Source organism: Bacillus sp. FSL L8-0654, from assembly GCF_038629965.1.
Taxonomy (GTDB): Bacteria; Bacillota; Bacilli; order Bacillales; family Bacillaceae; genus Bacillus; species Bacillus safensis.
Map to the genome: position 1 here is coordinate 2235534 of NZ_CP152026.1, position 14023 is coordinate 2249556.

Below are 14023 nucleotides of genomic sequence, written 5' to 3' on the forward strand. Positions count from 1 at the left end.
TGGCACCCCTTTTTGTGTATAAAAGGTGCCATCATCATTTTAGCGGTTTTTCTATCATTTATCTAGAAATTTGATGTTCCATTGGTAAGAAATTTTACCTTTCTCCCTTAATAAGGTTCGTTTGAGAAACTGGCTTTTGACCGTCAGCCTCTTTCATATCAGCTGTTTTTTCTTTCAAATGAATATCTTTTACAAAGTAATAAATGAGGGTGTGCCCCGCTCCGAGCACAACAAGTGATGCAGGGATTCCGAGCTCATCACCTAGTAAGGTGACAGACAGCAGGAACAAAACAATCGAACAAATACGGCCGGCATTTAAAAATAGCTCTCTGACCACAATATATTCAATTCGGGCCTTTCTGGCGTACCTTGCATGGCCGATGACATCATATGTTAAGGATACATAAGGAACAAGCAGGAGCGGATATCCTATTGCAATGGCTACCGCATACATCAGAAGTGATACATAGGACAAGTGGAAAACGATTAAAAACAAGGCGCCGTATAAAATCAGCCCGCCAAGCATGATGGCCTTCTTTCGCCACTTTTTCTTAATCAAACGTGTAGCGAAGAAATAAGTAAAAAAGGCAACACCTGAATTCACTAAACCAAACGTCCCGAGAGCAAGCTCACTGTTTGTTGCAATAAACACAAAGACACTGATTAAGAAGACAAAGACCCCTTCACGAAGCCCTTGAAAAAAGTGAGCTGTTGTAATCCTACGCCAATTCTCATCTGCATGACGTTCTTTCCAAATTTGTTTGATCATAAATTTGCCTTTTGACTGCCTTCTTTTGAGGAAAAAGCTCATCACAACCGCTAGTGAAAACAAAAAGAGCGATAATGTGAAAATGACGGTGTAGCCTGTATCATCCGTTAACTGAGAAATGACAATTCCCGCAATGAGCGGACCAATCATGCCGGCAGTTGAGGAAAGCACCCCAAGAAATCCATTAAAGAAATCTCTTGTTTCAGGCTCAGTGATCTCAAAGGTGAGTACGTTAAAAGCAAGCCAGTAAAAACCATAGCCGATCCCAAGGACACTTCCCAATAAAACTAGCCGTGCGGCCGCTTGTTCTCCTGCCATTAAGACAATTAAATAAAAAGCGGCTAAAAAGATGACACCGAAACGAAGGACAAACGCCCGGTCTATTTTTTTTGCGAGCCGGCCAGCGAATAAAAATGTAATGGGCTGAAGCACAACAATGGCCAAATTATAAATCGCAAGATCTGTGAATTTCCCGGACTGTTTCCATAAGTACACATTTACAAACGTATTCGAAAGCGCAATGGCAAGTGCGTATAACCCGCCAATCGTGAGGAGGAGCAATAAATCTTTTGTAACATCCATGTCCCCGAACATTTTCTTTAATCTGCTCATACCATTCATTCTCCTTTTCTACACAATAGTCTGTCTCATCAAAAGGCAGATATGTAAAAAAAGGAGGGAAAATATAAAAAGACCTGCTTCTCTAAAGAGCAGGTCTTTTCAAATCAAATGATTTATTTAGCTTCGCTGTAAAGGCGAGCTACTTCATCCCAGTTCACAACATTCCAGAATGCTGAAATGTAATCAGGACGACGGTTTTGGTAGTTTAGGTAGTAAGCATGCTCCCAAACGTCTAGTCCTAGAATTGGCGTTTTTCCTACAGTTAAAGGAGAATCTTGGTTTGGCGTGCTTGTGATTTCAAGTTTTCCATTGTTCACAACAAGCCATGCCCAACCAGAACCAAAGCGTCCTGCAGCTGCTGCAGCGAAATCAGATTTGAATTTTTCAAATCCACCTAGTTCTTTTTCGATCGCATCTGCAAGTTCACCAGTTGGTGCGCCGCCACCGTTTGGTGAAAGAAGCGTCCAGAATAATGAGTGGTTCGCATGTCCTCCGCCATTGTTACGTACAGCAGTACGAATGTTTTCAGGCACTGAGTTTAAGTTAGCCACTAGCTCTTCAATTGATTGATCTTCAAGAGCTGATACACCTTCGATTGCTTTGTTTAAATTTGTTACATATGTGTTGTGGTGTTTAGTGTGGTGAATCGTCATTGTTTCCTTGTCGATATGTGGTTCTAATGCATCGTAAGCATATGGTAATTCTGGAAGTTTAAAAGCCATGGTTAAATTCCTCCTTAAAATGTATGTACTGAAATGCTTCCTTTGTAAGTCAGCAATTCACCCTACTCAAAGAGTATCAAAAGAAACAGCTTGTTTCAACGTTATTGCTCATGTTCTGAAACATTTCAGTGTTTATTTTGTATTTAGCCCTTTTGAAAAAGTTTTAAACACCCTTTTTCAACTTAGCGAAGGACATAAAATAAAAAGATGCCAAGCATCAGCGCTTGAATCAATCCTTTTGCAAAAACACCTGATACAAATCCAATTAATGAGCCTAATCCGACTTTCACACTCGTCTTCAGATCTTTTTGATGAACAAGGAGCTCTGCAATGACACTCCCGAGAAATGGACCAATAATAATTCCTGCAATTGGTATCACAAAAGGACCAGCTAATAACCCAATGGTGCTTCCCCAAATAGCTGCCTTGCTGCCGCCAAAGCGCTTTACCCCAATCAGGTTTGAGACATAATCTGCCGCAAATAAGACGGCAGTAAACATGGCTTGAATAAGCCAGAACGTCAGTGTAAGCGGCTCGAAGCTAAAGAAGAAACCATATAGAATAAATCCGAGAACCATAAAGACTACACTCGGGATAATTGGATAAACCAGTCCAACAAACGCAATGATAAATGCACAGCCAATCAGTATCCAATACAAAATGTCCAAGACCCTGCCGCCTCCTTTTATATGCTGTATACATTATGCCTCATTCCTTCTATCTTAACCAGTGATGAAGGCCATACTTGTACTTGATGGATAGACATTGATACAATATGAGAAATAGAAAAGAATGTAGGAAGTGAATGGGTATTGAACGTATTTAATCTATTGTTAAAAGGAATTTATTCACCAAAAGATATTGCTAAAGCACGCTTTACAGGGATCGGTAAAGCAATTTTATTCATTTTTATCCTTTCAATCATCGCAGCAGTTCCTCAGGGGTATCATATGAGCCAAGAGATCTCGAATGCGATGTCAGGATTTCAGCATGTGATCAAAAAAGATTTACCCGACTTTTCAATCGAAAAAGGAAAACTTCAAGCGGATCAAAGTGCACCAATAGAAAAAGAAGAAAACGGCATCACGATCATCTTTGATCCTGCTGAAAAAATAAAAGCAAGTGAGCTAGAATCAAAGCAAACGGCCATCGCTTTATTAAAGGAAAAAGCAGTGATTGCCATTGATGGGCAAATGACAGATATTCCATATCAGCTCCTTGGTGGAACGCTGACAAAAGATGAACTCGCACGGGTCACAAATCAGAACCAAGCGATTATCATCCCTGTCATCTGTGTACTACTATATTTATCAACTGCGGCTCTCATGTTTATCAGCGCAACATTCCTTGCGATGCTTGGTACATTTATTAAACGAATGCAGCAAAAAGAGCTGTCTTTCCAAATGCTTTGGAAGCTCTCCGCTTATTCACTCACTTTAACAACGGTCTTTTTCGCCATTATGAGTGCATTAAACACGCCTGTTGCAAACTCATTTTTATTAAATTGGGTCATTAACTTTATCTTCTTATATCTTGTTGTGAAAGAAATACCTGCAAAAAAAAGTAAATGATCCATCCAACAAGGATTTGTCTACACAATGAAAGCTCCCCCGGCTCGGAGGAGCTTTTTATGTATGTTCATGCTAGGACTCATCTGGATGGATGATCGCAAATAAATAGTGATCCTCCCACACTCCATTAATCTTTACTTTTTTACGATTTAGTCCCTCATTTTCAAAACCTGTCTTTTCAAGTACACGAATGGAACCCTTATTACTCGGCTTTACTCCAGCCTCAATACGATGGAGATTCAACTCAAAAAAGGCATAGTCAATGATTAAACGAATGGCTTCTGTCATATATCCATTTCCGCCCTGCCTTTGATCGAGTACATACCCGAGCCAAGCTCCTTCTATCGGACCTCTTACGACAGAACTTAATGAGATCGTCCCAATTAAGGCATCGGTTTCATTTAAGAAAATACCGTGCATGTTAGATTCATCTTGTGCACTTTTTTGCCTACTCCGCTGAATTCGCTCAATTTGGCGAGTTAACGTGAAGAAATCATCTTTGACCAAAGGTGTAAATTCCTGAAAATATGAGCGGTTCTCAAGCTCTAATGTTAACAGTGATTCTGCATCATTTTCTGTTAGTGTTCTCACATATATATGCTGACTAACCTTCTTCATAAAATCCCCCCATTATTATTTTATCATACTGGCCATATGAGGTTGCTCTCCTATTTACTACACCAACGACCCAAGAAGTTTTTATTACAAGACATACTAGGACTAACTAGAACCATCCTTTCCAGCTTTTCTCCTCTTTTTGGTTCTATCATTTCAGGACATGCATAGACTGAAGTAAACTCTTAAAAGCGGTGAGTAAAATGCGGCGAATTCTTTTTTTACTAATCAGTTTGTTTGTCCTCTTTATTATCTTTTTTGATTTAAAAAATGGAACCATTCCTGTTGAGGAAAACCCAGCTGTCCCAGCAAGTGCCCTTCAAACAGCTGAGAAAAAGACATATAAGAACGTCACTGTAAAACAAGGTGAAACGGTCCTCTCCATCGTACATACAAGCAAGCCGCTTGATGACGTCATTAAAGATTTCGAGGAGCTGAATCAAGGTGTTAAAGCGAACGAAATCAGAGCAGGCAGCACATATAAGTTTCCTGTCTACAAGAGATAAAACGTTAATTCCTTGTCATTCATACAAAGAGACTGTTACAATATGAACTGTAAAACACGACGTACACGGCAAAGGATTGCTTGTACACTAAGGAGCGATTGACAAGTGAGTGAAGTCACACATCGTACTAAAACGCGTCCCGTCAAAGTGGGACCTTTAACTATAGGTGGAAATAATGAGGTTGTCATTCAAAGTATGGCAACAACCAAAACACATGATGTCGAAGCGACAGTCGCTGAAATTAAACGTTTAGAAGAGGCAGGCTGTCAAATCGTGCGTGTCGCATGTCCAGATGAGCGTGCAGCAAATGCAATTGCGGACATTAAAAAGCAAATTAACATCCCGCTTGTTGTGGATATTCATTTTGACTATAAGCTTGCCCTGAAAGCGATTGAAGCAGGCGCAGACAAAATCCGAATCAATCCAGGAAACATCGGAAGAAGAGAAAAAGTCGAAGCGGTTGTCAAAGCAGCAAAAGAAAAAGGCATTCCAATCCGTATTGGCGTAAACGCTGGTTCATTAGAGAAAAAAATTCTTGATAAATACGGCTACCCAACAGCAGATGGTATGGTCGAAAGTGCACTGCATCACATTAAAATTTTAGAAGACCTAGACTTTCATGACATCATCGTCAGTATGAAAGCATCTGATGTAAACCTTGCAATTGAAGCATACGAAAAAGCGGCTAAAGCCTTTGATTATCCTCTTCACCTTGGGATTACAGAATCAGGTACGTTATTTGCAGGTACAGTCAAAAGTGCAGCTGGACTTGGCGCTATTTTGAATATGGGAATTGGGAACACACTCCGCATTTCATTAAGTGCTGACCCAGTTGAAGAAGTAAAAGTAGCACGTGAATTGTTGAAATCATTTGGTCTTGCATCAAATGCAGCAACACTGATCTCCTGCCCAACTTGTGGACGAATTGAAATTGACCTCATCAGCATTGCAAATGAAGTCGAAGAATATATTTCTAAAATTAAAGCACCGATTAAAGTAGCTGTTCTCGGCTGCGCTGTTAACGGTCCAGGTGAAGCGCGTGAAGCGGACATCGGAATCGCAGGCGCTAGAGGCGAAGGCTTATTGTTCCGTAAAGGTGAAATTGTTCGTAAAGTACCGGAAGAAACAATGGTCGAAGAACTGAAAAAAGAAATTGATAAAATCGCTGAAGAACATTATGCGAAAATGGAAGCTGAAAAAGAAAAACAAGCGAATGCCTAACAAAAAACGCCTGACGTCATAGTCAGGCGTTTTTCTGTTCTTGTTAAAAGAACGGGGTGATAAATATGCCTAGGATGACGGAAACAATTCCGATCCCAATTGACCACGCGCCAAGCGCATGTGCTCCTTTTCTTCGTGCAATATAACCAACGACGATTGCCGCTACCCCTAATAGCACCGGCAAGACAAATAATGAGATAATCGCAATCGCGAGTGCTGTATAGCCTATCCCTTTACTGCCTGAATCGTCACCTGCTTGGTCACGTCCTCGTCTATCTTCTCGATCTCTTGAAGCTTGATATGGCTCTGCAATTTCAGCAGCTGTTTCCTCTAAATAGCCATCATCATTACTAAAGTGTGTGTCGATTTCACGATCATTTCTTCTGAAATCCTCGTCTCTTTCCATGATCAATTCCCCCTTTTGGTTAATAGAAAGGAGCTTTTTTAGTATGAGCAAAAATGTCTGTTTCATGATTGCTAAAACTTGCTGGAATTGTGAATTGATTATGTTACACTTTAAGAGTATAAAAATGAGGAGTGTGGGCATGTTACGTTTAGGAATTGATATTGATGGTACAGTGACGGCGCAGGACACCTTTGTTCCCTACTTAAATGAGTCGTTCCAATGTGCCATGACACTAGAAGATATGACAGAGTATGATTTGACGAAGCTTTTAAAGATTTCTCAAGAAGAATTTTGGGGCTGGATGGATCAGCACGAGCCTCTTATTTATAAACAGGCAGAGCCTGCTGAGGGTGCAAAAGAGATCCTCGACGAAATGAAGCTGCAGCACAGACTGATTTATATTACCGCAAGAAGGCAGCAGCATTCGGATATCACCTACAAGTGGTTTCAAGAACATGACGTACACTATGATGCTATTGAGCTGGTTGGCGGTCATCATAAGCTGGAAGCCGTGCAAAAGCACAAAATTGATGTATTTTTTGAAGACCATCATGGCAATGCCACAATGATTGCAAAAGAGGCTGACATCCCGGTTATCCTTTTTAACTCCCCTTATAACCAGATGCCGATCGACGATAGAATTATACGCGTAAACAACTGGCAGGAAGCATCTAAGTGGATCAAACAATACGAGCAGCGTCTGCAAACTGCTTATTAATGTAACTGAGCGAGCACCGAAGCGGAACAAACACGAGGATTTGTCTACACGCTGAAGCCGATACATTTAATGTATCGGCTTTTTTAATGGAGCAAGCTGCCCTTCTTTCATGAGGAAATGGTAAAGTGCCCCCTTCATGCCTGCCTGATTTAAGTAGCAGCAAGTTTCCAGCTTCACCTGAATGTTCTTCCATGCATGCAGTGTATGTAAATGTTTTTCAATGTTTTGTAATAAATCTGGTCTTGCACTTACGCCTCCGCCAATGAGGATTTTCTCTGGGTTAAGAACAGTCGCTACATTGTAAACGCCTATGGCTATTCGCTTGTACCATTGATCCAACAGCTTCTCAATGGCCGGATCATGCTTCGCCTTTTCAAAAATTTCTTGACCGTCTATTTGAGTACTTTGCGGTATTCCTTGCTTTTCTTTATAGCTCCGAATTAATCCAGCCGTTGAAGCGCTGCTGTTAAGAGTTGTAAACTGGCCATTTTCCGTCTCTGTCAGCATCATGCCAAATTCACCACCGCGGAAGGATGCACCGCGGACAAGCTGACCATTAGCAAAAATACCCCCGCCGACACCCGTGCCAATTGTCATACAAATAAAGCTGTCACAATCTTTCGCATGACCGCTGTATTTTTCTGCGAGAGCTGCACAGTTCGCATCATTTTCCACTTCTACACGAAGAGACGTTTTCTCTTCTAAAAGTGCTTTTACATTTTGACCATTTAAGGCGATGATGGCGCCTGCAAATTCTGTATAACCTGATTCACTGTCCACAAAGCCTGGTAGACTGATGGCGATACCGCTGACATTCGTCATCCTTTGATATTCCTTGACCACATCTGCCATGGCTTCTAAAAACGGTTCAAGCTGTCGGCAGTTCGTCTGATAGTCACCGCTAGAGACCAGCTTTCCATCCTGGTCCATTAATCCATGTTTCGTTCTGGTCCCGCCTACATCAAACACGACATAATAGGCCACTTTTACCCCTCCCTTTACTTCAAAATGTAGTACCTTGATCTCATTTTAATGAAACAGCCTCCCTTTGTAAAACGTTTTCAAAAGAGAAAACAAAAAAGCCAGCTCCAGGGCTGGCTTTCTCATGAGTGAACTTCCTTCGGTTCGCAGGAAGGACATGTTCCATATATTTCAAATTTATGTCCACTAATATGATAATCCTCTAAATCGGCGTCGAGCTTGTCCATAGGGCAGGCATCGATCTCTTTTGTTTTCCCGCATGTAAGACAAATAAAGTGATGGTGATGATGGGAAAATGAACATTTAAAACGGAATAGTTTCTCCCCTGACAATTCTGTTGTTTCTAATATTCCAAGGTCTTCATATAGTGACAAGTTTCGATAAATCGTATCAAAGCTGAGACCAGGGTAGTCTTCACTTAGTGCCGTCAGCACATTTTTAGCCGTCAAGTATTTATCAGAATCAGAAAACAATTGAAGCATGTCTTCACGTTTGCTTGTATATTTGTAGCCTTTTTCCTTTAATAAATCAAGCGCTTCTTGTACGTTCATGTTGATTCCCCCTTCTGAATTTCCCAATACTAATACACCCGATTAAAATCAAGATAGACAGCATCACAATGGTTCCGCCTGGCGCTAAATCAAGATAATAGCTTAAAATCAATCCGGCCAATACAGACAATTCACCAAATAAGATCGAAAGGAAAATTGCCTGTTTGAATCCTTTGGCAATGCGGATACTTGCCGCAACAGGAAGCGTCATGAGCGCCGACACAAGCAGTGTACCGACGATACGCATCGATGCCGCAATGACAAGTGCAACGACTAAGATAAAAATAAAATGAATCCATTTTGCTGAAATACCAGAAGCCTTTGCATGCTCTTCATCAAAAGAAAGCAGAAACAATTCTTTATATAAAAGCACAACAACTAACACAACAACGAGTGAGATCCCTACAATAATCCAAAGATCAAGTCTTGAAACCGCACTGACACTTCCGAATAAATAACTAAACAAATCTGTATTAAAGCCATTCGCTAGTGAAATGAAGATGACGGAGATCCCAATACCCCCTGATAAAATAATAGGAATGGCAAGCTCCTGATAATGCTTATACACTGAGCGCAGGCGTTCAATAAACAATGAACCCGCAACAGAAAAAGCCATCCCTAAGTAGAGCGGGCTTACCCCTGTCAAAAGGCCAAACTTTTTATCAAGAAATAGACTTGCGGCAATACCGGCAAGTGATACGTGACTGAGGGCATCTGCAATAAGCGAGAGCCTTCTTACGACAATAAATACACCAAGTAAGGGCGCAATAAAACCAATCAGTATACCTGCGATAAACGCATTTTGTAAAAATTCATAATGAAAAAATGGAAATAGCATTATTCATGTCCCCCATGATGGTGATGGTCGTGATGAATCACTTGAATGTCATGCCCGTAAAATTGCGATAGCGCCTGATCATCCATTGAATCAAACGCTTCTGCATCCCCGTGGAAATGCAGTGTCTGATTTAAACAAGCCACATGGGTGACTTTATCAGAAACGGTGCCAACGTCGTGTGTGACGAGAATTAAAGACATTCCTTTTTCTTTGTTTAATGTTTCGAGCAGCTGATAAAAGCCTTCTACTGTCCGCTGGTCTACTCCAACCGTGGGCTCATCCAAAATGAGCAGCTTCGGCTGGCTGACAAGCGCACGGGCAATAAATGCACGCTGCTGCTGTCCGCCAGAAAGCTCACCGATGTTTTGATGCTTTAAATCTTGTATGCCAACTGAGCGAATGGCATCTTCTACTTGCCATTTATCCTGCTTGCTCATTCGTTTAAACAAACCAATTTTCGCGGTCAGTCCGCTTGCGACGACCTCATATACAGAAGCAGGGAAACCCGTATTAAAGCTATTCGCCTTTTGAGAAACAAATCCAATTTGATCCCAGTCTCTAAATTTTGAAACAGGCGTGCCAAATAGCTTTAATTCACCTTGCTGCGGTTTAATGAGCCCAAGCAGGCATTTTAATAAGGTTGTTTTACCAGAACCATTCGGTCCAACAAGTGCTAGAAAGTTTCCTTCCTCTACTGTTAAATGAATGTGATCAATGACATTTCGCTGTCCATACGAGTACGAAATGTCCTTCATTTCAATAATTGGCTTTGCCATGAATCTTTCCACCTTTAATCAATATAAAAAGAATGATTACGATTTATACAACAAAAAGAAAATGGCTTTTGCCATTTTCTCTGTCCATACATACATTTCATTATATAAAAGAAAGATAAAAAAGTAAAATAAAAGCTAATGAATGGCTGTTTTGAACTTACCGCCTTTTGTTTCATGCGTATCCATAATCGTGATAAATGCTTGATCATCAATTTCAAATACAATGGATTTCAGCTTTGTAATTTCAAGCCTTGTGACAACGGCGTAGATGACATCTTTTTCTTCATCTGTATAGCCGCCTTTTCCTCTCAGCTTTGTCGTTCCCCTGCCGAGTCGATGCAGAATCGCATCTGAAATTTCATCATAATAGTCTGATACGATAATCACAGCTTTTGTTTCATCAAGCCCTTGAATAACAGCATCAATTGTTTTCATTGCCAAATAATATGTCATGACAGAATACATAGCCTGCTCTGGTCCGAATACAAAGCCTGCCCAAATGAAAATGAACACATTGACGATCATGACAAACTCACCGACGGAGAAAGGAATTTTTTTCGTCAGAAGAATTCCCAAGATCTCTGTTCCATCCATTGAACCTCCATTACGGATGACAAGTCCAACACCAAATCCAAGTAATAGCCCTCCAAATACAGTGGCTAAGATCGGCTGTGTTGTAAATGCCTCCACATGATGAAGTGAAGATTCAATCACGGCTAAGCTGACAATCCCAATCACAGTGGAAATCAGAAAGGTTTTCCCAATATGCTTGTATCCTGATATCATAAATGGAATATTTAAAATGACAACAATCGTCGCAAAATTTATAAACGGGTTATCTGTAAAGAGATAATCCAAAATAAGCGAAATGCCGATGATGCCTCCATCAATAATATTGTTTGGCACTAAAAATAATTCAATGCTGACTGCTGCACATGCAGCTCCTACTAGAATCAGAAAAATTCTCAAAATAAAATGAGGCACTGATTCCTTTCTATGCTGTTTACTATTTGCCATACGTTCTCCCTTCTACACATGTTAAATTTTCAATGAACATTTTATTCACTTTACTATTTTATCATTTCACAGAATAAAATAAAATTTTTTGCACATTTTCCGTTTTCGCCCATACATTGTTACAGAGGGGAGGAATGGAATTGATTTTAATTCAAAAAATTGTCCTGCAGCGGCTCAATCAGATCACAGCAAACGATCTGTTAAGGTATGCGAAACAGTACGGCGTCAGTTTAACGTCTCATCAAGCTGCTGAGGTTGCCAAACTCATGAACGGGAAAAACATCAATATTTTTAATGACTCAGAGCGTAACCGGCTTCTTAAGCAAGTGGAAGCGATTACTTCTAAACAGACAGCACAGACTGTGAATGATTTGTTTAACCAGTTTACAAGTTAAGCAAAAAAGGGCCGCATTTAGCGGCACCTCAACATGTTGCATCCTTTTTTACTGACCCGTAATTTTATCTAGTAAGCCTTCATCAAATTGCTTTTCTTTCAGCATCGCAATTTCGAATTTGTAAGGTGGTTTTTTGTTCTTTTTATCTTCACCTACATAAGGCGTTTCTAGAATTTTCGGCACATCTTGAAGCTGCGGATGATGCACAATATAGCTCAGTGCATCGAAACCAATTTCACCAAAACCGATATTTTCATGTCGGTCTTTTCTTGCGCCTTGTACGTTTTTACTGTCATTAATATGAAGAACTTTGATTCGGTCAATACCGACGATTCGGTCAAATTCTTCTAATACACCATCAAAGTCACTCACAATCGGGTAACCAGCATCATGCGTGTGACACGTATCAAAGCAGACAGAAAGAGCTTCGTTATGTGTCACTCCGTCGATAATTTGGGCAAGCTCTTCAAAGCTTCTTCCGCACTCTGATCCTTTTCCTGCCATTGTTTCAAGTGCAATTTGAACCTCTTGACCTTTTACAATGACTTCGTTTAAACCTTCAATGATTTTTTGAATCCCTGCTTCTGCCCCTGCTCCGACATGCGCACCCGGGTGGAGAACAATTTGTCTTGCTCCCAGCGCTTTTGTACGCTCAATCTCAGATCGAAGAAAGTCTACACCAAGCTCAAATGTCGCTGGATTCACTGTATTTCCAATATTGATAATATACGGAGCATGCACGACGATATCCGTCATGCCATGCTCTTTCATATGCGCTTGTCCAGCTTCAATATTCAGGTCTTCAATTTTTTTGCGGCGCGTATTTTGCGGTGCACCTGTATAAATCATAAACGTATTCGAACCATAAGAGGCAGCTTCCTCACTCGCTGCAAGAAGCATATGTTTTCCGCTCATGGATACATGTGAACCAATCTTTAACAATGTTTCCCCCTACTTTCCATTACGCTTTGACTTTCTACGTTCCTGTCTTTTGATTTTATCCATCTCACGTGTCATTTTCTTTTTGTATCCAGGTTTGACGGCTTTCGGTTTTCTCACAAGACGTTTTGCTTTTTCTTCAATTTCATTCGGGGCTTTTTTACGTCTTTGACGCTTTAGACGGTCATCTGCATCTCGCCATTCGCCATGAACAATGGTTTTGTTTTCAAATACAACGCCCATTTTCTCAATTTGAATGAGTGCATCCTCATCAGCCAGCTCATAAATGGTCATGGCAATTCCAGAAGAACCAGCACGAGCTGTTCTTCCAACTCGGTGCACATAAAAATCAAGATCAGATGGAAGTTCATAGTTAATCACGTGGCTGACGCCTTTGATGTCAATCCCGCGTGCTGCAAGATCAGATGCCACAATATAAGTGAACTCCAAATCTTCAATTTGTTTCATAACTTTTTTACGTTCGCGCGGCGTTAATCCGCCATGAAGCACACCGATTTTCATTCCTTTTTCTTGTAGGAACGATGCGATTTCATCAACAGTTGTTTTTGTATTGGCAAAAATGATTCCTAAATAAGGCTGTACATTCGTCACCATTTCATGGAGCAATTTTAATTTATCACGCTGTTTAGACGGAACTAAAATATGCTGAATGTTTTCTGCTGTAATCCGTCTTGGTTCAACATGCGCATACTTTGGATTGTCCATATATTTCTTCAAGAAAGGCTTTAGTTTTTCTGGAATGGTTGCAGAGAACACAAGCATTTGCAGCTGTTCTGGCATTTGTGCACCAATACGGTCCACATCTTCTAAAAATCCCATATCCAGCATTAAATCAGCTTCATCAATAACAAGAGAGGTCGCTTTATAAACATTCAGCGCCTGCTCATGAATGAGGTCAGCAATACGTCCAGGTGTACCGACAACCAAATGCGGCTGGTTTTTTAGCTTTTGAATTGATTTCTGCTTGTCCGTTCCGCCAATGTAAAGCTTTGCTTTGATCTCTTCTTCTGGAGAAGCATTCTTTAAAATCGTTTGAGCTTCTTTGAAAATTTGATTGGCTAATTCTCTTGTAGGTGCAGTAATCACTACTTGTACCTGTTCTTTGCTTGGATCAATTGAATGAATCAGCGGCAGTAAGTAGGCATGAGTTTTTCCTGTTCCGGTTTGTGACTGGCCAATCACGCTTTCTCCTTTTAAAACAGCAGGGATGATTCTTTTTTGAATATCAGTCGGCTCATAAAAGCCTAGTTCATGAATAGCATCTATAATAAAAGGCTTTAATTCATATGTCGTAAATTTCGTTTCTTTCATGTTTTCACTCCTTAAGGCAATGCCTTTTTGCTCATCTCCTCATTA

Annotated in this window: 17 protein-coding genes; 5 read left to right on the forward strand and 12 right to left on the reverse strand. The window is 40.5% G+C overall.

Features of this window, described 5'->3' with window-relative positions; genetic code table 11:
- Positions 1 to 94: 94 nt before the first annotated feature.
- From MHH65_RS11425 to MHH65_RS11435, 3 genes are all read right to left on the reverse strand, one after another.
- Positions 95 to 1381 (reverse strand): MFS transporter, encoded by a 1287-nt coding sequence (locus MHH65_RS11425; RefSeq protein WP_034280166.1) that lies wholly within the window; start codon positions 1379 to 1381, stop codon positions 95 to 97.
- Between the two features lie 122 nt (positions 1382 to 1503).
- Positions 1504 to 2112, reverse strand: a complete 609-nt coding sequence (sodA, locus tag MHH65_RS11430) for a superoxide dismutase SodA (protein WP_098677417.1) — start codon at positions 2110 to 2112, stop codon at positions 1504 to 1506.
- A 182-nt stretch (positions 2113 to 2294) separates the two neighbouring features.
- Positions 2295 to 2780, reverse strand: coding sequence for a DUF456 domain-containing protein (locus tag MHH65_RS11435; RefSeq protein WP_024427974.1), 486 nt, complete (start codon positions 2778 to 2780; stop codon positions 2295 to 2297).
- 144 nt (positions 2781 to 2924) lie between these two features.
- Here MHH65_RS11435 and MHH65_RS11440 point away from each other — a divergent pair, with 144 nt between their 5' ends.
- Positions 2925 to 3683 carry a DUF1189 domain-containing protein gene (locus MHH65_RS11440; protein WP_041117993.1) on the forward strand — a complete coding sequence of 253 codons (759 nt, stop codon included), beginning with the start codon at positions 2925 to 2927 and terminating at the stop codon, positions 3681 to 3683.
- Between the two features lie 72 nt (positions 3684 to 3755).
- Here the strand turns inward: MHH65_RS11440 and MHH65_RS11445 are convergent, their stop codons facing one another.
- On the reverse strand, positions 3756 to 4301 hold the full coding sequence (locus MHH65_RS11445; protein WP_098677416.1) for a GNAT family protein: 546 nt from the start codon (positions 4299 to 4301) through the stop codon (positions 3756 to 3758).
- 200 nt (positions 4302 to 4501) lie between these two features.
- On the opposite strand from MHH65_RS11445, the gene MHH65_RS11450 reads away from it, so the two are divergent.
- Together MHH65_RS11450 and ispG are read left to right on the forward strand one after the other, a co-directional pair.
- Positions 4502 to 4804: a hypothetical protein gene (locus MHH65_RS11450; RefSeq protein ID WP_039180007.1), complete on the forward strand. Its 303-nt coding sequence runs from the start codon at positions 4502 to 4504 to the stop codon at positions 4802 to 4804.
- A 105-nt stretch (positions 4805 to 4909) separates the two neighbouring features.
- The gene (gene ispG, locus MHH65_RS11455; RefSeq protein ID WP_024423001.1) at positions 4910 to 6025 is read left to right on the forward strand and encodes a flavodoxin-dependent (E)-4-hydroxy-3-methylbut-2-enyl-diphosphate synthase; all 1116 of its coding nucleotides are present in this window, start codon (positions 4910 to 4912) and stop codon (positions 6023 to 6025) included.
- Positions 6026 to 6068: 43 nt separating this feature from the next.
- Here the strand turns inward: ispG and MHH65_RS11460 are convergent, their stop codons facing one another.
- Entirely contained in the window at positions 6069 to 6431 is a 363-nt protein-coding gene (locus MHH65_RS11460; protein WP_024423002.1) for a DUF308 domain-containing protein, read from the reverse strand.
- A 139-nt stretch (positions 6432 to 6570) separates the two neighbouring features.
- Between MHH65_RS11460 and MHH65_RS11465 the strand changes: the two genes are divergently transcribed.
- Positions 6571 to 7149 carry a nucleotidase gene (locus MHH65_RS11465; RefSeq protein WP_034280154.1) on the forward strand — a complete coding sequence of 193 codons (579 nt, stop codon included), beginning with the start codon at positions 6571 to 6573 and terminating at the stop codon, positions 7147 to 7149.
- Positions 7150 to 7215: 66 nt separating this feature from the next.
- Here MHH65_RS11465 and MHH65_RS11470 read toward each other — a convergent pair whose 3' ends face one another.
- The 5 genes from MHH65_RS11470 to MHH65_RS11490 all read right to left on the reverse strand — a co-directional run bounded on the left by MHH65_RS11470 (position 7216) and on the right by MHH65_RS11490 (position 11312).
- The gene (locus MHH65_RS11470) at positions 7216 to 8133 is read right to left on the reverse strand and encodes an ROK family protein (protein WP_098676952.1); all 918 of its coding nucleotides are present in this window, start codon (positions 8131 to 8133) and stop codon (positions 7216 to 7218) included.
- A 119-nt stretch (positions 8134 to 8252) separates the two neighbouring features.
- Positions 8253 to 8681, reverse strand: coding sequence for a Fur family transcriptional regulator (locus MHH65_RS11475; RefSeq protein WP_003217433.1), 429 nt, complete (start codon positions 8679 to 8681; stop codon positions 8253 to 8255).
- Positions 8659 to 9519, reverse strand: a complete 861-nt coding sequence (locus MHH65_RS11480) for a metal ABC transporter permease (protein WP_034280150.1) — start codon at positions 9517 to 9519, stop codon at positions 8659 to 8661. Before MHH65_RS11480 ends, MHH65_RS11475 begins: the two co-directional genes overlap by 23 nt.
- Positions 9519 to 10295 (reverse strand): metal ABC transporter ATP-binding protein, encoded by a 777-nt coding sequence (locus tag MHH65_RS11485; protein WP_024423006.1) that lies wholly within the window; start codon positions 10293 to 10295, stop codon positions 9519 to 9521. The genes MHH65_RS11480 and MHH65_RS11485 overlap by 1 nt, the downstream gene beginning before the upstream one ends.
- A gap of 135 nt (positions 10296 to 10430) precedes the next feature.
- Positions 10431 to 11312 (reverse strand): YitT family protein, encoded by an 882-nt coding sequence (locus MHH65_RS11490; protein WP_024427967.1) that lies wholly within the window; start codon positions 11310 to 11312, stop codon positions 10431 to 10433.
- Between the two features lie 140 nt (positions 11313 to 11452).
- Here MHH65_RS11490 and MHH65_RS11495 point away from each other — a divergent pair, with 140 nt between their 5' ends.
- Positions 11453 to 11707, forward strand: coding sequence for a DUF2624 domain-containing protein (locus tag MHH65_RS11495; protein WP_024423008.1), 255 nt, complete (start codon positions 11453 to 11455; stop codon positions 11705 to 11707).
- A 48-nt stretch (positions 11708 to 11755) separates the two neighbouring features.
- On the opposite strand, the gene MHH65_RS11500 is transcribed toward MHH65_RS11495, so the two are convergent.
- Together MHH65_RS11500 and MHH65_RS11505 are read right to left on the reverse strand one after the other, a co-directional pair.
- Positions 11756 to 12649, reverse strand: coding sequence for a deoxyribonuclease IV (locus MHH65_RS11500; protein ID WP_041117997.1), 894 nt, complete (start codon positions 12647 to 12649; stop codon positions 11756 to 11758).
- Positions 12650 to 12658: 9 nt separating this feature from the next.
- Complete coding sequence (locus tag MHH65_RS11505) at positions 12659 to 13978, reverse strand: DEAD/DEAH box helicase (RefSeq protein WP_024423009.1); 1320 nt, start codon at positions 13976 to 13978, stop codon at positions 12659 to 12661.
- Positions 13979 to 14023: the final 45 nt, after the last annotated feature.

Bases quoted from the DNA above. Each gene is read 5' to 3' on its own strand.
- MHH65_RS11425 (WP_034280166.1), bottom strand. From the start codon at position 1,381: ATGAGCAGATTAAAGAAAATGTTCGGGGACATGGATGTTACAAAAGAT.
- sodA (WP_098677417.1), bottom strand. From the start codon at position 2,112: ATGGCTTTTAAACTTCCAGAATTACCATATGCTTACGATGCATTAGAA.
- MHH65_RS11445 (WP_098677416.1), bottom strand. From the start codon at position 4,301: ATGAAGAAGGTTAGTCAGCATATATATGTGAGAACACTAACAGAAAAT.
- MHH65_RS11450 (WP_039180007.1), top strand. From the start codon at position 4,502: ATGCGGCGAATTCTTTTTTTACTAATCAGTTTGTTTGTCCTCTTTATT.
- MHH65_RS11460 (WP_024423002.1), bottom strand. From the start codon at position 6,431: ATGGAAAGAGACGAGGATTTCAGAAGAAATGATCGTGAAATCGACACA.
- MHH65_RS11465 (WP_034280154.1), top strand. From the start codon at position 6,571: ATGTTACGTTTAGGAATTGATATTGATGGTACAGTGACGGCGCAGGAC.
- MHH65_RS11475 (WP_003217433.1), bottom strand. From the start codon at position 8,681: ATGAACGTACAAGAAGCGCTTGATTTATTAAAGGAAAAAGGCTACAAA.
- MHH65_RS11480 (WP_034280150.1), bottom strand. From the start codon at position 9,519: ATGCTATTTCCATTTTTTCATTATGAATTTTTACAAAATGCGTTTATC.
- MHH65_RS11485 (WP_024423006.1), bottom strand. From the start codon at position 10,295: ATGGCAAAGCCAATTATTGAAATGAAGGACATTTCGTACTCGTATGGA.
- MHH65_RS11490 (WP_024427967.1), bottom strand. From the start codon at position 11,312: ATGGCAAATAGTAAACAGCATAGAAAGGAATCAGTGCCTCATTTTATT.
- MHH65_RS11505 (WP_024423009.1), bottom strand. From the start codon at position 13,978: ATGAAAGAAACGAAATTTACGACATATGAATTAAAGCCTTTTATTATA.